Origin of the sequence: Duncaniella dubosii, from assembly GCF_004803915.1 — a bacterium.
GTDB classification, from domain to species: domain Bacteria; phylum Bacteroidota; class Bacteroidia; order Bacteroidales; family Muribaculaceae; genus Duncaniella; species Duncaniella dubosii.
Genome location: NZ_CP039396.1, coordinates 3,529,197 through 3,550,372, shown reverse-complemented (window position 1 = coordinate 3,550,372; position 21,176 = coordinate 3,529,197). Strand labels below are relative to the sequence as shown.

Below are 21,176 nucleotides of genomic sequence, written 5' to 3'. Positions count from 1 at the left end.
AGCTTTTGCATTATCGCACCTTTCCGGCCCTTTTCTGTCAAGCTGTATAAAATAATGACGGAAACAGACGGAACCGACATAAAAAAATCAATGAATCTCCCGCAGTCGAAAAATTTTTCAGAAACATAATTTTTTGTCCTTTGATAGCAAAAGTTATTATTTTTGACGATTATGGCCTTGTCCTCAGATATTTTGGTTAAATTTGCAGCCGGATTACCGGCTTTGCCAAGTGATAAAAAACGTTCAGCAGCCGGATTCAGACATTTCTGCTTTATTCCATTTATTACTATAGGATAAACCTATATGGAGTGGTAAGAGTGATTATTATAGATGGTTGGAAAAATTAAATAGCTATTTAATCTCGGATATGCAGTTAATTCCATTCGTAGTTTTGATTAGTATTGTGGTTATCGCTATAATACGAATATACCTAAAAAATAAATCTAAAAAATTATCAGAAAAATTTAATTGCATATCCTCTTATAGTGAAAAATCCAGCTATGAGGAAGCTAAAGAGAGATTATCTAAACGTAATGATGCTGTATTTGTTGATATTCAAACATATTTAAATAATTCTTTTAATGGTAAGATAGTATCGGCAACAGAAGAAGATGATTTCATAAATCATTATGTATCACATTTTAAAGAGGCATATTCACTCGCTAAAACACTCAAAACCTTTAATATTACACCATCAGCAACAATCACAAATCTAATTCATGACTTTGGTAATATTAAAAAGCTCATAAGACATCATAATAATACAATAATAGATTCTTTACTTGACACACATAAGGACTTTTTTGACCATTGTTTGAAGTATCCGTTGGATAAGCAGCAAAGACGCTCAATTGTATCAGAGGAAAATAATTGTTTAGTGATTAGTAGTGCAGGAAGTGGAAAAACTTCTACTATTGTTGGCAAAGTCAAGTATCTAACAGAAGTAAAAGGCGTTGCACCGCATAGAATATTATTAATTAGTTATACGAATAAAGCTGCTGCTGAACTTACGGAGAGAATAGCTACGCAAGGTTTGAATGGTTATACATTTCATAAGTTGGCCATTGATATTATCGGAAAAGAAACAGGCGTTAAACCATCGATATGCGATAATACAGATGTCCTATTCATAGATATTTATCACACACTACTATTAAAGGATGATAATTTTAATAGAAGTGTGGTGGAATACTTTATTTATCATCAAATTAATGAATCTGACTGGGAACAACGCAAGAATGAAATACGAGAAAAACTATCAGAACAAAAAGGTGTAAAATTAAAAGCGATGTTGCCTGATATGGATGGTAAGGCAATATATGTAAGAAGTGAACAAGAGCAGAAGATATGTTTTGCGTTATCATCTCTTGGAGTAAACTTCAGATATGAAGAGCCATACGAACATCCATTGGCAGATGAAATGCACTCGCAGTATTGTCCTGATTTCTCAATATATTTTGAGCAGGCAGGAGTAGCCAAACGAATCTATTTGGAGCATTTTGGTGTTGATGAACATAGTCTGGTGCCTCTTTGGTTTGCGAAAGATAAAAATATAACGTATGAAGAAGCTAATCAAAAATATAATGATGGCATAACATGGAAGAAAGCTGCTCACAAAAAATTTGGCACACAACTATTGGTAACATCAAGCGCGGATTTTCGTTGTTCAGATATAAAGTATAAGATCAAAAAAATATTAGAGGATGCAGGTGTGCCAATTCAAGAAAAGAACGATAAAGAATTATATAATATGGTGTTGCCTAAAGGTAGCAAACAAGAAAAAGCATTTATACGTCTTATCGTTACTTTCGTGACATTAGTAAAATCAAGTTGCAAAACAGTTAGAGAGGTTTTAGAGCAAGCAAAACATGACTCTGATGAACGAAGTGTATTTATTATAGAGAATATATTTCAACCTGTCTATGAACGTTATATCAAGATATTAAAAGATAGCAATAAGATTGATTTTACAGATGCAATTATTCAAGCTACAGAAATATGTCGCACTTCACATCCAATTGAATATGATTATATCCTTGTAGATGAGTTTCAAGATATATCAGTTGACCGTTACAATTTCTTGAAAGTATTGAGAGAAGGGAAGCATCCTGCAAAGTTGTATTGTGTAGGGGATGATTGGCAATCTATATATCGTTTTTCGGGAAGTGATATGGCTCTTTTTAATCAATTTCATAAATATTTTGGACCGACAGAAATAAACAAAATTGAGACCACATATAGGTTTGGAGAGCCTTTGGTTTCTCTGTCATCTCTTTTTATTCAACGCAATAACGCACAAATAAAAAAGGATATACATTCATCATGCTATGATATGAAAACAGAATTGGAATTTTATCCTTATGATAGACGTGATTATTGTAAAACGATAGAAGAACTGATATCTTCTATTCCGTTGGATAAATCAATATTTCTATTAGGCCGATATTCGTTTGATGATTATTATATATCTTTTGTGTATCAAGGAATAAAAGAAGGTAGTAAATTTTATTATATAATAGGAGGACGAAAAATAGAATTCTTGACAGTCCATAAATCAAAAGGTCTTGAAGCAGATTATGTGATACTTCTGCAATGTAATAAGGATATTTATGGCTTTCCCTCTCTTGTAAGTGATGACCCTGTACTTAATCATGTTCTGACTAAGAGTGATCAATTTCCGTATGGAGAAGAACGGAGATTGTTTTATGTCGCTATAACAAGGGCAAAAATTAAGACTATCATATTGTATAACAGGAATTTTCCATCTGTGTTTGTAGAAGAGTTTTTACATCCGGAAAAGGTTTCAGAGGTAAATTATATAAAACATCCTAACGCAAATAAAAGATGGACAATGAAGGCAGACCAATTTCTATTAAAACTGTATAGTGAAGGCAAGAGTGTGAAATATATTGCAGCAAAAATGGGAAGAAGTCAAACATCAATCGTAATGCGATTAAATAAACTCACCCAAGAGTAGATAATTCATTTATTTAAGAGTCAGACAAATTTTAAGTTTAGGCAAGATATTTCGAGGGTGTATCAAATTCATCATTCGGATTTGATACACCCTCGTTGGCTATCACATTTCTGTCGTGTCTGTTACTCGGGCACGTAGATTATGTCTCCGTTTTCGAGTTCGTAGGCAGTTCCTACGCGTTTGCCCTTGTTCCCTGACGAATCATTGTTGTCGGAGGGCGTGTAGCGGTTGATTTTCTCGCCTTCCTTGGTGATGATCTCCATATTTTCCTTTCCGGGATTCTTGACCATAGTGAAATCCTCCTGCGAGAACATCTCGGTCATATTGTATCGGCTTACGAGTGCGACCATTAGCGCGACCGCAAACACCATTGCCACATCAAAGAGGTTGCTGACAACGCTCATAGGGTCGCTGTCTTCAGCGCGGGTCAGAAGTCGGCGGCGTCTCATTGGTTATCGGTTTTAGAGTCTGACAATTTCACCACTTCGGCGAGATATTCAAGCATGGTGATATTTTTTACGGCCCAACGTTCCTTGACCTGCTGTGTCAGGAAGCCGATCGCACTGACAACGAGCCCGACAACAGTCGTTGCAAAAGCCACCTGCATATTGTAGGCCATCGACGCGATGTCGCCTGTGGCCAGTCCGACAAGAGCAGGTCCCATTGGGATAAGAGTGCCCATCAATCCGAGAATCGGACCCATCTTTGTGAGCACTTTTGAAGTCGACAGTTCCTTGTCGGCCTCGATCTCATACTCCGAGAGCAGCAGGTCGATGCGTGCGTGGTTGTCGTGGCTGGCAATGATTTTCTTGGCGTAAGCAGTCACGACTGTGTCGGATTTCTCCGGGAGCGCTTCGCTGAAAGAGTCGAGGGTGGCCGGTGTGAGTTTTACGATGCGCGCATAGAATGACTCCGAGTGCTTCTTGACCTGCAGATACTGGCCGAAGAATGTCCCGATGAGGATTATTGCGCGGATGAAGAAAAATATGAGGAGTACGATTACCGGGACGAGCAGCCCTGTTGAAATCCAGTAGAGAATGTTGGAAATTATGTTCATTGCAGTATGTTTCGTGTGATAAAGTTTATTGTATTTTTGAGATTATTTTTCTGGTTGAGCGTTTGTGGATCAGTATTCCCGCCACAGCGCCGGCAGCCATGATAAGCAGGAAGCCTGCGAGGGCATCCCATTCGACATTGTTAGTGCCTTTGACGGCTGTGCGTCCGTTTACAGTTGCGATTATTCCGAGGATAGCCGTGATGGCATTGACCACAAACATGAGTTCAAGCCTGAGGTCTCTTTCAGGCAGCAGGAATTTTATGAGATATGAGAGCGATGGAGCAGCGACAAGCACGAAGGCTCCTGTAGCCCACGCGAGAGTGGAGAAATCATTGCCGGGGAAGGCGAAAATAATTTCTACAAGCAAAGCAAACAGTACCGGGAATATCAGCAGTCCGGGAAACCAAAAGGCCACCGTATAGATTGCTCCCTGCGCCTTCGAAAGTTTTTCGCCGGCAATTTTCTTGGCCATCATCACGCAGAATGTGACTTGGAAAAATACATCGACGGTGAGGATGACCGAGGTGTCGAGCATGAGGTCGGGGGCATTGAGCCAGTCGGCTATCTGGGCTTTGGACTGGCTGACGGCAAAGGGCCATGCCAGCCCTGCGAATATAGCGGCAAGCATGCAGGTGGCGATCAGGCCGGCAGCATTGTGATAGGTCAGTTTCAATGCGAAATTGAAACTGACCATAAGCATTATTATGAGAACGACTGTTTCCATCACTCGGCCTGTTGTTTTTTCCGGCGTCGCAGAAGCACTCCCACAATTACGAGCACCACCGCTACGGCTATGCCGACAATCACGCCGTTGATACGGCTTGTCGTCTTCTCGGTGTTGTTGAGTTCCTCTTTCTGCATCACCATGCCGTCGTTGTCGCTTCCGGCCACGGCTTCGGCGCGGATAGTCCCTATGGCCTGATTGTATTTTCCTGCGGTCTCTTTCGAAACTTTCGAAGCGATGAAATCGCGGAGCTTTGCATTGTCGCATACGAAACCGGAGCATGACGGAGCATATTCATTGACTATCTCCGTGTGAAGGTTGGCAAGAGCCTCGACCTGTTCGGGTGAAGCTTCCCACATCCCTTTGCGGACGGTCTCCAGCATGACGGCTGTCATTTCCTCGATGGCGGCGGGATTGGTCGATGTGAAATAGTCCTTGATGCCGAGGCCGTGTTTGTCGGCCACGTATGTGTCATAGATGTCATCCCACAGCTCGTCGTCGATAGCGGCGGGTTTCATGACGTTCCATCCGTAGGTGTTGCGGATTATGTCGGCAAATCCCGAGGCATCTCCTGCTCCGCCTTTCATCTTTTCTTTGATATATGTCGGGTTGAGGATAGTGGTGCGGCTTTCGATGCCTATTGCCTCCTTGACTTCCTGCATGCGTGCGTTGTTGCGGTTGCGGTAGTCGCTCAGGTAGGCTTCCGGGTCTTTGCCGGTCACGTTTTTGACAGCAAGGTTCATGCCTCCCATGAATTCATATACATGGTCGAGGCTGAGCGCTCCCCATGTGTTGCTCTGGCGTGGCTGCACCACCACATCTGTGCGTGTGAGAGCGGCCTCAAACGCATAGTCGTGCATTTTTTCCCAGTCTTCCTCGCTGCCGTAGACAGCACCCATATTGTTGATATAGGTTTCGGCTATTTCCGATTCATTTTCCCAACGGTCACCGGCTTCGACCATTCCCTGAATGCCGCTGCCATAGTTCCCGTTGACACCGCCGAATACTCGGGCTGTCGAAAGTTCACGGGCTTCTTTGGGTGTCACGCCCTTCTCCACAAGATGACGTTCTGACTCAACCACGCCTTCTGCAACGTAGTTGGGATATTCCTTGTCGGCAGCTTCGGCAGCCATCTTGACCGCACGGCTGATGAGGAAGAGACGCGAGGCAGCGAGATCGCGTAGCTGTCCGCTCGTCTGGACCACAACGTCGATGCGCGGACGCCCGAGTTCGGCCGAGGGGATGAGGCGCAGGTCGGTCACTCGACCGAACGGGTCGCGGACAGGTTCGACTCCAAGCATATAGAGCACCTGTGCGATTGTAGCGCCTTCGGTCTCGATGAATTCACTGCTCCAGAGTGTGTAGCTGACTTTGCGGGGAATGGAATCGCCGTGCATTTTACGATACATTGAAATCGTGTTGTCGGTGAGGCTCTTGCCCTTCTCCCAAGCTACGGCCGACGGTGTTACCTCGGCGTTTACCGCAAACATGTTGCGGCCGGTCGGGAGTATGTCGGGGTTAAGCACAGGGTCGCCTCCCGATGTCGGGGCTATGTAGCCGCCGGCAAGCGCGTTGACCACGGATGAAAGTTCCGCTTCGGGACTTCCTGTCAGAGCCGAACGGTAGTTGCCGACGTTTTTGACGGCCCGCTCGACTTCCGAGACGGCGTTGGCGAAATCGAGTTCCTTTTTGGAATATTCAGGTCGTTTCATGCCGTGAGCTTTTACATGTGTGCCGGAACTGTTGGCACTTGCATATCCGGGGAGAGCTTTTCCTTTGCCCCCGTTTTCAATCTGGCCGGTCTGCTGCTTACGCTTCATGGCTGCTTCCATTTTTTTGATGGCTTCCTCGTCAGCACCCATTTTCTTTGCCATTTCAATGGCTTTTTCAGGCGACATCCCCGACCGGGCCATCATCCGCTTCATGCCCGATGTTGACTGACGGTCTGAAAGCTTGAGATTCTGTTCGGCTGGAGGAGTCATCATAGCACCCATAACCATCATGCGTGAGAGCATGTCTTTAGAGCCGTTGACTGTCGCCGTTATAGTGCGTGCGCTGTCGAGTTCGGCCTGCGTTATGCCTGCAATCTGACATAGATACTGGTCTGTGATTTCCTGTCGGCCTGACGCGAGAAGCGAGCTGACGAGAGTGCGGGCCTTGGCCTGATAGGTGCGTGCGAATTGCGACCGGTTCTTTTCATAGTCGATGGCGGTGCGTCCGCGTTCCTTGTCAAGTCCGTAGAGACTGTAGGCCACGGGGTCGACCGTCATTGCATAGACTGTCGATCTGATATGTTCGTCTGAGTAAGGTATGCCCATCACGTAAAGTGCGCCGGTGATTTTCTCGTTGGCGAGTTCTTCGGCGAAATTCTCGATGCGGACAATATCGTCTGAGCTGTAAGGCTGCGAGAGTGTACTGTCCATGCGCAGTTCGCGGTGTATGCCAAGCTCTACAGTGTATCTCTTTACGAGGAGCGATGCTCTGCGCAAGGCATTTTCGTCGGGATGTTCTGCGCCGGAGAGACGGTTATAGTCGTTGATTGCGTCAGAGAGATTCTTATATATGCCACGCACTTCGCTTTCCATGAATGGAGGCGTGAGATAGTTGATTATAGCTGCGTATGACCGACGTTTCGCCATCATGGCCTCGCCGACATTGCTTGTCGAGTAGACATAGAAGTGAGGCATTGTGCCAACGAGTCTGTCAGGCCAGTCGTGGCTGCCGAGTGCCACTTGTTTGCGTGGAGTGAATTCGAGACTGCCGTGAGCGCCGAAGTGGATGAGCGCATCGGCATCGAATCCGTAACGAGCCCATAGATAAGAGGCCACATAGTTGTGGGGCGGAGCGACTTCAGTTCCGTGTACAATCTTGAATTCGTCGTCGCCGAGTCCGGCGGCTGTCTGGGGAATGAGCACCACGTTGCCGAATTGGAGGCGTGCGAGCGCGAGGCGACCGTCGTCGGTTTTCAGTCCGTGGCCGGGGAAGTCGCCGTCAACAGCGTCGATTTCAGCACGCATTTCTTTCGAAAAGGCATCATTACACCAACGGTCGTAGTCTTCCTTTGATATGACTTCCTGCGAATGGGTCTTCACGAATGAGTCCTTAGCCCCGAGGGCATACTGGTTGAACACTTTCCCATAGTCGTTGATGCGTTGTTCAAGTTCCGCAGCTGTCGAGGGCAGATTCTCGACTCTGTAGCCCTCCTTTTTTAGACGTGTGAGCAGATTGAACAGCGACGGCCCGACTTCCATTCCCTCGGCTACAAGTGCGTTCTGTCCCGGACCTTTGAAATAGAATATTGCAATCTTCTTGTCCCGGTTATCGGATTTCTGGAGTGAGATGTAGTTGCCGACAGTCTCGACAAATTCTTCAAGCCTGCCGGGGATAGCCGCCACGTAAGGGAGTCCGTCTTTACCTTCGTAGTGGGCGAAAAGAGAGAACGGACGCACAGCTCCGTCTATTTCGGGAGTCACCACGCTCTGTGACAGGAAACCACCGTTCATACCCATCTTGTCGGCCATCCATTCGTCATAGCTGCGGTTTACGTTGAGAGGTGAGAACAGCGGGATATTGTTAGCAGTCAGATAATTCACCACCATGTCACCCATGCGTCCGTGGGCCATGTTGATTATGGCTGCCGGAGAGATGGAGTCGGCATGGCCGTTTTTTATGAAAAGCTGGATTGTGTTGACCGGATAGACTGTGTTGCCGGCGTGTTCGAGCGCTGCGATGAGGCTGTCTGGGACACCCATCTGGCCGGTGAGAATGATTGCTGGGGCATTCTCATTGAACCGCCCTTTGGATTTCAGGAATGATTCATACTCGCTGACCGACGAAAAGTTGAGGTCATCGTTCTCAGATGGATAATATAGTAGTGATGACACTGATGTCTGCGGATCGCCCGGCTCGGCGGTGAAAAGACTCTTTCCGTCAATATACTTGCGCACGTAGCGTAGCAGATTACGGTAATTGTTTTTCCCTCCGTTCAGGTATTGTTTCAGGAATGCCTGATCGACCGAATCGACTGAAACAATAAGATTCTGCGGATTAGTTGCAGCGGTCGTGAGCACTGGTGTGCCTTTGTCGGCTGCTGCGGCCAGCGACTGTCGCTGTTCGTCGGTGATTCTGAGTCCCATGCCGTTGACAAAGACCATGTCGTAGTCCGACGTATGGTCGAGTTCCTCGACAGGAAGCTCCTTGATTGTGACGAAAGAATTGTCGTTTGCCTTTGAGATCTGACCGAGGCTTATGGCCTGATAGTTGACAAAGGCGATTCTGGTGGGAGAGGCAAAAATATTCCAAAGCAATAGGCCCGTGGCTACTATGAGCACACAGACCGATGTGATAATGATTACTTTACGTTTATTTTTCATTGTCCGTTTAACAATAATTTCTGATGTAAGCTCTTAAAACCGGCTTATTTCTTAAAAAACTCGTCGATGTCGACCGACATGCCCACCGAGAAGGTGGTGCCGTTGGTGGTCGGCGAGTTGTTATAGTAGTATTTGGGAACATAGTTGAGCAGATTGTCCACCGCCATTGTCAGGTCGATTCCTTTTCGGAAACTGTGGCACATGTTCAGTTTCCATATCATATAGGAAGGATAGGTGACCCGCTGTGTTTCCTCGTAGGATGAGACTGAAGTGTATTCGTCGACCTTTACTTTTGAGAGGAAACGTCCGTTGAGCGCAGCCATCAGCTCATAGTTTTTCCACCGTTTTGTGTAATCAAGGCGCAGCGTGGCGGTGTGAGGGCGGGTTGACGATGTGTATGGCTGTCCTTTTTTTACCTGTTCATACGTGAACATATATGAGAGTCGTGTGCCGAATCCGCAGGCTGTCCGCCATGACATGTTTGCATCCACACCCGAAATTGTAACCTTGTCGATGTTGGTGTAGACCTGCCCTTTGAGAGCCTGACTCCAGCCGGTGGTTATACGGTCGCTGACAAGATTACAGAATGTCCCGATGCTGAAATTGAGAAGTCGGCGGGTGTATTCGGCGGATAGCTGGAAATTATGGCTCGTCTCCGGCTTCAGATCCGGATTGCCGTAAATCATGAATATGCCTGCCATATCGAAGTCCATATACATCTCCTTGAGTGTCGGTGCGCGGAATCCTCCTGAATATGACCCGCGGAGCGCTACGCGGGGAAGCTTGTACATCATGCTCAGACGCGATGACGCATGACTCATTTTCGCTTCCGAAAAGTAGTCGTAGCGCATTCCGGCTATAATGTTGAAGTTTCGGACGAAATTCATGTCGAACTGGGCGAAACCGTCGGCTGTTATCTGGCGCTTGTTGCCATTGTCGGTGAACTGGTAGGTCTGGAGATAGTCGCGCATCATATCTCCTCCCAGAGTCAGGATATGGCGTCCGGCAAAGGTGTGGTTGTAAATGGCGCGCGCACCGTGCTGCACGTTGCTGTATTTTCTGACATCTTTCGATGTGATGATGATATAATCGCTCTTGTCATACTGGTCGAAATTATATGACACTTCAAGGTTGTCAGCGTCAGAAAATGTGTAGAGTCCGCGCAGACCGCCGGAGAAGTCGCGGTATCTGTCTCTCGACGCGGCTTGGGCGTTGCGTTGGCGGAAATAATATCCGGCACGTCCGATCAGTTTTATCCGGTCGGTGACATTGACGGTCAGACGCTCTTTGACGTTCCAGTTGTATCCGCCGTAGAAGCGGTTGTAGTCACCATCGTTTTTCATGTCATACGAATCAATCGAGGTGTACTGGAGTGTGGTGGCACTGCTGATACGGCCGGTCTTGAAGCTTATTGCCCCGCCATAGCGCTGTTCGTTGTGCGCGCCATAACGGGCGTTGACATTCACTCTCCACGGCTCGCTTTCTTCGCGGCTGATGATGTTGACCACTCCTCCGACAGCGTTAGAGCCGTAGAGAGATGAAGCGCCTCCCTTGACAATCTCGATTCTACCGACATTATTGAGATTCAGACGATTGTAGTCAACATTGTCGAGAGTTTCGCCGGCAAGACGTTCGCCATCGACGAGAAATAACACAGAATTGCCTCCGAATCCCTGCATGTTGAGCGAAACCTGCTGGTTCATCGAATAGGAAAACTCGATTCCGGGAAGTTCGAGCTGCAGGAGATCGCTGATATTTGTAGCATCGGTCTTGCGGATATCTGACTCCGAGATAATTCGCGTGAGGATGGGGGAGTCTTTGAGCAGTTTGGGAGTGCGTGTGCCGGTGACCACTACGGTGTTAAGCTCTACTTCCCATGCTTTTTCGATGGAATCGATTTGTGCTTTTGTCAGGGACGATGACTGGGCTAAGAGGAGTGAGGGAGAGAGGAGAACAAGACTCAGAAGTTGTCGTCTCATGCTGATTACAGGTTAAGCGGATACATGTATTCAATAGTCATATAGCCTTTGACTCCGAGCCCGTCCATGTAGTTTGCCAGACGCACTCCAGCGAGAGTGCCGTCGGAAAGCCGGATGACATATACTTTGTTTGACGGAGTGTAGATCGGAGGCATTGAGCTTTTGTCGACGTTGAGCCATTTTGACAGCTCCGGGTTATAGGACGACTCGGCATAGCTGAGGTAACCGTCCATCATGGTCGACATATCTGTGACTATGGTTGTGGTTGTCCAGATGTCGCTGACATAATCGTTTTCGGTCGGAGTGACGACGTTGGCGAGCGAATAGAAGCTTGTCGCACCGGTCTCCATGACCTCTGCGCCGTTTGTCTTGGCATCGTAGCGGTGTATGGCTATGTCCCATGACGCGGGTACAGGAGCGTTGACATCGAGAGCGGTCGTTGTCATAGACCTGAAGTCGATATATGTCCAGACGGTATAGTCGGTTGCGTCGATATATATTGAGCCGGGAGATGTTGTGGTGGCTTCGCTTACGAAACCGTATTCTGAAACAGCATCAGTCGAAGGTTCGTCGTAGATGTTGCTCAATATTCCGTTACATGCGGAGAGCAGCATTGCTGCCGCTCCCGCTGTAAGATATGAAATAAAGTTAGTTGCCATTGTGTTTCGGTTTTATCGGATTTCAGGAAAGTCAGACCTGTGGTGCAGAACCGGGCTTAAAAGTCACGGTGAGTCCTCCCATCACGGCGGGAACGTTAAAAGTGAATGTCGGATTTTCCTTGTCGGCATCAATCTCGCCGGAGAACGTGCAGGCATACTCGCTCACATTTCCTCCCATGCCCATGAGGGTTTTGCCGGCGCCCTCAAGTTTAAACAGGTTGCCTTCGGTGGTGACAGTCGCTTCTTCAATTGTGAATTCGCCCCATGAGTCCGATATCAGACTTACTTTATAAGTATTGTTGCCGTTAGAAGCAATCTCGATTTTTTGATTATCGGCATACATGTCCTGAAAATATGCGCAGTCTGCTTTGGTATAGCCTGAGTATGTTCCGGGGACGACTGTTTCTGCCGGAATTTCACCTTGCATGAAGGCTATGTTGAGACCGCCCATAACTGCGGGACAAGTGAAGGTGAAGTCGACAGTTCCGTTAATGATTTTACCGCTGAGGTTGCAGACATATTCCTTACTTCCGTTTCCCTGCATTCCCATCACGGATGTTCCTGTGCCGGTGATGACATATTCATTCCCTGATTTGATCACAGATGCGTCAGGGATTGAGATTGTTCCCCATGAATCGGATGCGTAGTCGACATTCACTTTATTTATTTCTGTCGAAGAGATGGCGAGCTTCTGATTCGATGACACCTGATTGCTGAAATAAGCGCATGATGCCACGGTGTAACCGTTATATTGTCCGGCAATTTCTTTGGCAAGGTCTTTTTCACTGTCGTCGCTGTCGCTGCACGATGCAAAGGCTACTGAGGTGAGGAGAAGGAATAGGAAACCTGATTTTTTCATTGTGAAGATTGGTTTGTTATGTAATGATTAATTTTTTTCGCTGTAAAATTTAACGATGCAAAATTAGATTTAACATTCCGGGTGGCCAATACTCAGAAATTGGGTTAATTTAACACGGTTTTTACTTAAAAAACGGTAATTCGTCTGTAAAATAGTCTTTTTTTCATTATTTTTAGGTATAGTGGAGGTTTGGGGTTTACCGTACCTTTGCATGGGTGATTATGCCCGGGAAATTATAATGGAAAAGCAGCAGGAATATGGGCCTCATCACCGGATGAGGGAGATAATAATGGACAATAACTTATTGCTTATGGCGATAAGCCGGTTTGACATCGCGTTCGGTTTCGGAGACAGTCAGATAAAGGAGGCTTGCGAAAAACACGGTGTTGATACCGACACGTTTCTTGCAGTGTCAAATCTTCTGAGCGGTAAAAACTATCGGCGTTACATCATACATCTCCCGACACTGATGGGCTATCTTAAACACGCCCACGGTTCATTTATTGATTTCATATTGCCCGGTATACGCCGGAAGCTGATTGAGGCTATAAACTATTCGGATACAAACGATGTCGCTTTTCAGCTGATGAAATTCTATGACGATTATGTGGTTGAGGTGCGCCGTCACATGGAATATGAGAACGAACATATATTCACATACGTGGAGAAACTGCTCGGAGGGACTATTGACGAGTGTTTCAGCATATCCCAGTTCTCGGTCAACCATAACCACATGACATCAAAACTCAATGAGCTGAAGGATATCTTCATTTATTCATACAATCAGCGCGACAATGATTTGCTAAGCAGTGTGCTGTCCGATATCATAGGCTGTGAACGTGACCTTATGGCGCATTTTGATGTGGAGACAAATCTGTTTGTTCCGGCGGTCGAGAATCTTGAGAAACGTCTGCGCTCTAAGCTCGCGGTAATGGACTCGCCCGATGATAATAAAAATGAAGAGAGCGATCCGCAACTCGAATCGCTCAGTGACCGCGAGAAAGATATAATAAGGTTCGTCGCTCTCGGGATGGCAAACAAGGAGATTGCCGACAGGCTGTGTCTGTCGATACATACTGTCACTACCCATCGGCGCAATCTCAGTGCGAAACTCGGCATACATTCTCCGGCCGGACTTACGATTTTTGCCATACTTCATCATCTCGTGGATTTAAAGGATGTCAATCCTCACCAGTGACATCCTGTGGATTGCAGTCGGACGGGATTCGAAATGCCTTGTCTGCAACGGGTAAATACCATCAGGGTAGATTCCGGCCTTCCCACGGAATCTACCCTGATGGTATTTACAAATAAGTATTGTTTCAGTTCAGATTTTCATGCTGAGGCTGACGATGGATTTTGCCGGTAGAGTGAGTGTGAGCGCGCCTTTTGAGTATTTTACTTTATCAAATTGTTTGAGAGTTACTTTTTCGGCAGAGCCGAAGTCGTTGTAATCGTCGATATTGCCGGCTGTCAGAATTTCACCTTTGATGCCCGATGCTTTTACATCGTTGCCAAGAGGAATTGTGATTTCAGCCGGACTGTCAAGGTCAATGTTTGTCAGTGTGATGTTCATTTCGCCATCTTTCTTAGAAGCTGTCGCGCTTATTGTCGGGACTGTGCGTCCGTCGCGCACAGCGCGTGTCGAGGTCTTGATGTCGAGCGGTATGACAGTGGCATTCTGATGAGGAATATACATTTTGAACACGTAGTAGGTCGGGGTGAGCACCATGTCGCCGTCCTTGGTAAGAATCATCGATTGCAATACGTTGGCAATCTGGGCGATATTTGCCATTTTTACACGGTCGGTGTGGCGGTGGAATACATTGAGACTCAGTGCGGCTACCATAGCGTCGCGCATGGTGTTCTGCTGATAGAGGTGTCCGCTGACCGTCCCGGGTTCTTCGTCCCACCATGTGCCCCATTCATCGACAATAAGCGCTACGTGTCCGGCGGGATCATACTTGTCCATAATAGAATCGTGATTGTTAATCACATCTTCTATCTCAAGACATTTACCCAATGTCCAGTAATAGTCGTCGTTGTCAAACTTGGTGGCTGCACCCTTGCTTCCGTTCCACCCCTTGACAGTGTAGTAGTGGAGCGACAGGCCGTTCATGTGTCTGCCGGCATTTTTCATCAGCACGTCAGTCCAGTTGTAGTCATAGTCGCTTGCGCCCGAAGCGATTTTGTAGAGTCGGTTTCCATTGAAGTTGCGGCAATATGTCTGATAGCGACGATATTCGTTGGCGTATGCTTCGGGAGTAAAACTGCCGCCGCATCCCCAGCTTTCGTTGCCGACACCGAGATATTTGAGTTTCCACGGTTTTTCACGACCGTTTTTCTTGCGTTGGTCGGCCATAGGACCGTTTTCGGCGGTGATATATTCGACCCATTTGGCAAGCTCCTCGACCGTGCCGCTCCCTACATTTCCGCTTAGATAGGGTTCGCAGCCGATTAGCTCACAGAGATTGAAAAATTCATGAGTTCCGAAACTGTTGTCCTCGACCGTGCCTCCCCAGTTGGTATTTACCATTACGGGACGGTTCTCTTTAGGGCCGATGCCGTCGGTCCAGTGATATTCATCGGCGAAACATCCGCCGGGCCAGCGCATCACGGGGACTTTAAGTTCTTTAAGGGCATTGAGAACATCGTTGCGATAGCCGGATGTGTTGGGAATGGGCGAATTTTCACCGACCCATAGTCCGCCGTAGATACAAGTGCCGAGGTGTTCGGCAAACTGACCATAGATTTCGGCTGGAATAGTTACGCTGTCGGCAACATTGCTGAAAAGAGGTGTGACTGTCGCCTTTTCGGCTGCAAGCAGTGGCATGCCGGAAAGGAGACCGGCTGCCAAAGTGAAGTTTTTAACGGATAATAGTTTCATGATTATCAGTCGGGGATGACAGGTGAGATTATGAATGAATAATTATAAGATTTGTCGTTCAGGAGATATTCTTTGTGAGGTCCGCGCCCCCAGCTGTTGTCTCCTCCGAGTCCACGCTGTGCGAGATCCACGTTAAGATACACATTATGTCGGCTGTGATGGACATCGCTTGTGTGCATCTGTGATTTTTTCATTCCGGGATCGAGGTCGTCGGGAGTCACATCGAGTGCGCTTACATTTAATGGCTGACGGCCGCTGACCTTTATGCCGAAACCGGTGTCGTCGGTCAGTGTGGCCCAGCGGACATCGGTCTTGTTGCCTGTTTCCTGCGGGCGGATGTAGGGATAGAACTGGTCATCGACCTTGCCTTCCCATATTCCCATGAATGATGCGGTGTTGCGGTCGGAATAATTTTCCCAAGGTCCGCGGCCATACCAACGAAAATTATCTTTTGACCGGTCAAGAGGCAGCCTGAGTCCGAACCTCATGAGTTCGGGCATATGGTCGCTGTCGGCATGCAGAGTGCTTTCTACTCCCAGACGTCCGTCAGGGTGGATGGTATAGCTCAACACATAGGTTGCATTGACTTCAGGTAGGGTATAGGTAGCGGTAATGATATGGCGCTCTTTGTCGGTGTCGTGTGTGAGGGCGGTAAGCTTTCTGTTATGGCCGGCATAGCGCCATGCGTTCAGGCGGCGGTGTGCATTGTTGCCCCAGTCGTTGTCGGTCGGCGCACGCCAGAATGACGGTGTGATCGAGCCGTTGAGCAGATTACGTTCATTGACCGCATAGGCATATACTTCACCGTTACGGCTGTTGACTTTTATTGTTACATTGCCTTGACAATCGAAGCTCCATGTGTTTCCATCCTTATTGAATGTGGCGGGGATTGTTGTCGCCGGTTTTTGGATGGTCATAGAGCCGGTGGCGAGGGAGAATTGTTCTCGGGCGACTTCATGGGCAGCCGGAATGATTTCGTCGCCCTTACGGGTGTAGGCGTAGACTGAAAGATGGTAATCGTTGCCATCGTTCATGTCTACAGAAGGGATAGGCGCTTTTACAGCTTTTTTCTGTCCGGGTGGAAGATTTAGCTCAAACGTTCCATCTGCCATTTTTTCGCCGTTGCGCAGTAGTTCCCAGCTAAAATCGTAGTCGCTGAGATCGGTTGCTATAAAATGGTTCTGTACTTCGAATTCGCCACGTTGCGGGTCGATGGCCGCAAAGCGTATGTCCTGATACACTTTCTTGACCTCCATCAGTCCCGGGTGTGGGGTGCGGTCGGGCTGGACAAGTCCGTTGATACAGAAATTTTCATCGTGGGGATAGTTGTATGCTCCGAAGTCACCTCCGTATGCCCAATAAGCTTCGCCGTTTTCGTCTTTGGTGAGAAGTCCCTGATCGACCCAATCCCAGATGAAGCCACCCTGCATGTGGGCGGAACTGCGGATGATGTCGAAATATTCCTGAAAATTCCCGGAACTGTTGCCCATTGCGTGGGCATATTCACACATGATATAGGGACGTGTCACGTCGGTGCGCGAGGCATAGTCCTTCATGCTGTTTATGGACGGATACATCGGGCACACAATATCTGTATCGGGCGCTTCTCCGGCCTGTTCGAACTGAACGGGGCGGCTTGTGTCGCGCGATTTTATCCAGTCGTATGCGGCATAGAAGTTTTCTCCGTTGCCACATTCGTTGCCCATCGACCAGACGATGACGCAGGGGTGGTTCTTGTCTCTTTCGACCATTGTGCGCTGGCGGTCGAGAATGGCTTCTTTCCATTGGGGGAGATAGGCAGGATGGACTGATTTGTCAAAGCCGCCCTGATGCTCGGCACCCATAGCGTGGATTTCGATATTAGCCTCATCCACCACATATAGCCCGTATTCATCGCATAGGTCATACCACAGCGGTGACTGAGGGTAGTGGCTCATGCGCACGGCATTTATATTGTGTCGCTTCATCGTGCGGATGTCGCTGAGCATGGTCTCGCGGTCCACCACATGGCCGTTTGTCTGGTGGTGCTCATGAAGATTGACTCCGTGAACCTCGACCGGCTGTCCGTTGACCAGAAGACGGCTATCCTTGATTTCGACCTTTCGGAAACCGATGCGTGAGGAGGTCGATTCGATAATATTTCCCTTGTTGTCGGTTAGCGAGAGGACGAGAGTATAGAGATTGGGAGTTTCGGCGCTCCATTTTCTGACGTTGCGGAGTTTTTGGGTGATATCGACGGTTTCGGATGCGTTGCCGTTGAGTCTGACCTGTTTCGACTGGCTTGCCACCTGACGGTCTGCGGCATCATAAATCCTTATGTCGAGACGTGTGTCTTTGGTTAGATCCGAGTGATTTTGCAGAACCGTGTTGAGTCGCAGCACGCCGTCGCGATAGTTCCTGTCAAGTCCGGCATCGGCGAAGAAGTCAAGTATGCGTTCGTCGGCTGTGGAGTAGATATACACGTCGCGGTCAATGCCCGATAGTCTCCAGAAATCCTGATCTTCGAGATATGAGCCGTCGGTCCATCGGTATACTTCGCAGGCAATAGTGTTGTCGCCCTCGCATACAAAGCTTGAGATGTCGAATTCTGCCTGATTCTTAGTGCTCTGGACATATCCTGCTTTTTGTCCATTGACCCAGACATACATTCCGGCCGTGCTGCCGTCGAAGTGGAGGATGACACGTCGGCCTTTCCATGAATCGGGAAGTCGGAACGTATGTCTGTAGCTGCCGACAGGATTATCGCTATGGTCGATGAAGGGAGGATTCTTTGGGAAAGGATAGGTGATATTGGTGTAGATGGGAGTCCCGTAACCGAGCATTTCCCAGTTAGAAGGTACAGAAATCTCGTCCCAGCCGGAATCATCGAAATTCGGTGAATGGAAATCCGCAGGACGACTGTCGGGTTTCGCAGAAAAATGGAATTTCCATTTTCCGTTGAGCGGCATTACGTAGGCTGATCCATATCCGTTGCCTGCGAGGGCTTCGGCCGGAGTCGGATATGGATAGGAGGTGGCTCGTGGTGCAAGGCGCCCTTCGGCAAACACCGATGGATTTTCCCAGTCGGGTGTGATAGCGCCCAGACTGCTCGCGATTGTTGTCGTGAGCACTGAGAAAATTACAGTTCTTAAAATAGTAATCATGGTTTATTATCGGGTGTTGATGTCAGTCTGACTGCTGTTGAATATCCACAAAATTAGTAAAAAAGACTGTTAAAATCCACTCGACGGATGACAAATGAGACTTATATGAATAAAAATGATTGATAGATATATCGACTTAACCTACAGTTAACCCGGATTTAATATTTTGTTAACATCTCATTTCTACCTTCGCATTGAAAATCAACAACAGGTATAATTCTACAGGTATTTTTTATTCACCAGACATTTATCAGATGGATATAGTCTTTCTCGGAATTGTAATATTCCTTTTCCTGCTTGCAGTATTCGATCTATCGGTCGGAGTAAGCAACGATGCGGTCAATTTTCTTAATTCAGCGATAGGTTCGAGAGCCGCGACTTTTAAAGTCGTCATCACCGTGGCTGCTGTGGGTGTCTTTGTCGGTGCTTCGATGAGTAACGGCATGATGGACATAGCACGCCACGGTATTTTCAGACCTGAGCATTTTACGTTTTATGATGTGATATGTATATTCATGGCCGTTATGGTCACGGATATAATACTGCTGGATGTTTTCAATACTCTCGGCATGCCAACCTCGACCACGGTGTCGATGGTGTTTGAGCTTCTCGGGGCGGCGTTTGCCATATCTCTTCTGAAGATGGCCGGAGATTCATGCGACCTGACATTGGGAGATCTGTTGAATACTGAAAAGGCTATTTCGGTGATTCTCGGTATATTTCTTTCAGTTGCGGTGGCTTTTGTGTTCGGTATGGTGGTACAATGGCTGTCACGCGCGATATTCACTTTCAATTACCGTAGCCGTCTGAGATGGAAAATCGGTATTTTCGGTGGAGTCGCCTCGACTGCAATAATCTATTTCCTTCTCATTAAGGGCATCAAGGATCTTGCATTCATGACCCCGGAGCTGAAGGCATGGATCAACGGTAATACTCCGCTCATCATTGGTGGATGTTTTGTATTCTTCACGGTGTTGATGCAGATTCTCCACATGTTGAAGGTCAATGTGTTCAAGGTGGTGGTGCTTATGGGTACTTTCTCTCTGGCGATGGCTTTTGCAGGCAATGACCTTGTAAACTTTATCGGTGTGCCCTTGTCAGGCTTGTCGGCCTATAACGACTATATAGCCAACGGAACAGGCGACCCGGGCGCATTTATGATGAATTCGCTCAACGGATCGGCCAATACTCCTGTCTATTTCCTTCTTGGCGCAGGAGTGGTGATGGTTGTCTCGCTTGCGACATCCAAGAAGGCCCGTAAGGTAGTCGAGACTTCGGTCAATCTGACCCGGCAGGATGTCGGGGATGAAATGTTCGGCTCATCGAGGCTGTCGCGCAATCTTGTGCGTTGGACCATCGGTTTCGTGTCATGGCTCAAAGAATATATCCCGCAGGGAGTAAGGCAGTGGATAGGACGACGGTTCAACACTTCGGAGGTGATTATGGAAAACGGAGCGGCGTTTGACCTCGTGCGCGGATCGGTGAATCTTGTGCTCGCAGGAGCTTTGATTGCCGCAGGAACATCGCTCAAACTTCCACTCTCAACGACATACGTAACATTCATGGTGGCTATGGGTACGTCGCTTGCCGACCGTGCATGGGGTCGAGAGAGTGCGGTGTTCAGAATCACAGGTGTCATCTCTGTAATCGGCGGATGGTTCATTACAGCCGGTGTGGCATTCATAGCCGCCGGAATCATCGTTACGCTTATGCACTTCGGCGGAACGCCGGTCATGGTTATTGTTGCTATAGCAGCATTGGTGTTGCTCATCAGAAGCAACATTGTTGCGAAGCGCAAAAAGGCTGATTCTGCCGACGATGTATTGTTTCAGACAATGCTCAAGACTGACGATTCGACACGCGTCTGGGGATTGCTTAAGGAGTATCTTGCACGGCAGCAGAGCGAATTCCTGAATTTCGCCAAAGATTCATATGACAAGGTTGCAACCGGATTTATCGGTGACGAGGCCAAGACCCTTAACAGACTTGAGAAGTCATTGATGAAAGAAAAAGATGTGTTGAAGAGTGCACGCCGTAAAGAGACACTGTGTCTTCGTAAGGCATCGCCTGATGTCGCCATCGAAAAGAGCGCATGGTTTCACCTGTCAAACAACTGTTGCATGGCCATTCTATATAACCTGCGGCGAATAAACGAGATGTGTCTTGAACATGTCAATAATAATTTTCCGCTTCTTCCTGCAAAGTTTGTTGTCGATCTGACTCCTCTTAGAGAACGGATCGATGCGATATTCGATGAATCGGTGGAGTTGATTGAACATCCCGATGTAAACCGCACCACTGCGTTGCGAAAGGAATGTGACCGTGTCAAGGATCACATATCGGAACTGTCGCGTAGCACGTATGATCATCTGCGTGAAGGCGACACACGGAGTCTGACTGTCATGTATGTCTACCTCAATCTGCTGAACGAAACACAGGAGCTTGTTTCCAACATGCGTAAGCTTCTCAGAGCCTCAATGAAACTCAACCTCCCTCCAAGAATGAGATAAACCATCAC

The 21,176-nt window shown here is 47.6% G+C and carries 12 protein-coding genes; 3 read left to right on the top strand and 9 right to left on the bottom strand.

What is annotated here, in order from left to right; translation table 11 throughout:
• Positions 1-367: 367 nt before the first annotated feature.
• Positions 368-2,977, top strand: a complete 2,610-nt coding sequence (locus E7747_RS15745; protein ID WP_136416939.1) for a UvrD-helicase domain-containing protein — start codon at positions 368-370, stop codon at positions 2,975-2,977.
• A 122-nt stretch (positions 2,978-3,099) separates the two neighbouring features.
• On the opposite strand, the gene E7747_RS15740 is transcribed toward E7747_RS15745, so the two are convergent.
• The 7 genes from E7747_RS15740 to E7747_RS15710 are packed head-to-tail and all read right to left on the bottom strand — an operon-like array spanning position 3,100 to position 12,628.
• The gene (locus E7747_RS15740) at positions 3,100-3,426 is read right to left on the bottom strand and encodes a DUF2149 domain-containing protein (RefSeq protein WP_123613324.1); all 327 of its coding nucleotides are present in this window, start codon (positions 3,424-3,426) and stop codon (positions 3,100-3,102) included.
• Positions 3,423-4,034, bottom strand: coding sequence for a MotA/TolQ/ExbB proton channel family protein (locus E7747_RS15735; RefSeq protein ID WP_123613325.1), 612 nt, complete (start codon positions 4,032-4,034; stop codon positions 3,423-3,425). Before E7747_RS15735 ends, E7747_RS15740 begins: the two co-directional genes overlap by 4 nt.
• Positions 4,035-4,059: 25 nt before the next feature.
• Positions 4,060-4,758, bottom strand: coding sequence for a hypothetical protein (locus tag E7747_RS15730; RefSeq protein ID WP_136416938.1), 699 nt, complete (start codon positions 4,756-4,758; stop codon positions 4,060-4,062).
• On the bottom strand, positions 4,758-9,131 hold the full coding sequence (locus tag E7747_RS15725) for a cobaltochelatase subunit CobN (protein WP_136416936.1): 4,374 nt from the start codon (positions 9,129-9,131) through the stop codon (positions 4,758-4,760). Before E7747_RS15725 ends, E7747_RS15730 begins: the two co-directional genes overlap by 1 nt.
• Before the next feature lie 44 nt (positions 9,132-9,175).
• A complete protein-coding gene (locus tag E7747_RS15720) occupies positions 9,176-11,110 on the bottom strand; it encodes a TonB-dependent receptor plug domain-containing protein (protein WP_136416934.1) in 1,935 nt (644 codons plus the stop codon).
• A gap of 5 nt (positions 11,111-11,115) precedes the next feature.
• Positions 11,116-11,769, bottom strand: coding sequence for an HmuY family protein (locus tag E7747_RS15715; RefSeq protein WP_136416932.1), 654 nt, complete (start codon positions 11,767-11,769; stop codon positions 11,116-11,118).
• Between the two features lie 31 nt (positions 11,770-11,800).
• On the bottom strand, positions 11,801-12,628 hold the full coding sequence (locus E7747_RS15710) for a calycin-like domain-containing protein (protein ID WP_123613330.1): 828 nt from the start codon (positions 12,626-12,628) through the stop codon (positions 11,801-11,803).
• Positions 12,629-12,917: 289 nt separating this feature from the next.
• Here E7747_RS15710 and E7747_RS15705 point away from each other — a divergent pair, with 289 nt between their 5' ends.
• A complete protein-coding gene (locus E7747_RS15705; protein ID WP_168185375.1) occupies positions 12,918-13,826 on the top strand; it encodes a LuxR C-terminal-related transcriptional regulator in 909 nt (302 codons plus the stop codon).
• A gap of 129 nt (positions 13,827-13,955) precedes the next feature.
• Here E7747_RS15705 and E7747_RS15700 read toward each other — a convergent pair whose 3' ends face one another.
• Both E7747_RS15700 and E7747_RS15695 read right to left on the bottom strand, forming a co-directional pair.
• Complete coding sequence (locus E7747_RS15700) at positions 13,956-15,515, bottom strand: alpha-N-arabinofuranosidase (protein WP_276927920.1); 1,560 nt, start codon at positions 15,513-15,515, stop codon at positions 13,956-13,958.
• A gap of 5 nt (positions 15,516-15,520) precedes the next feature.
• Positions 15,521-18,658 (bottom strand): glycoside hydrolase family 2 TIM barrel-domain containing protein, encoded by a 3,138-nt coding sequence (locus tag E7747_RS15695; protein WP_136416930.1) that lies wholly within the window; start codon positions 18,656-18,658, stop codon positions 15,521-15,523.
• A gap of 254 nt (positions 18,659-18,912) precedes the next feature.
• On the opposite strand from E7747_RS15695, the gene E7747_RS15690 reads away from it, so the two are divergent.
• Positions 18,913-21,168: an inorganic phosphate transporter gene (locus E7747_RS15690; protein WP_136416928.1), complete on the top strand. Its 2,256-nt coding sequence runs from the start codon at positions 18,913-18,915 to the stop codon at positions 21,166-21,168.
• The last annotated feature ends 8 nt before the right edge of the window (positions 21,169-21,176 follow it).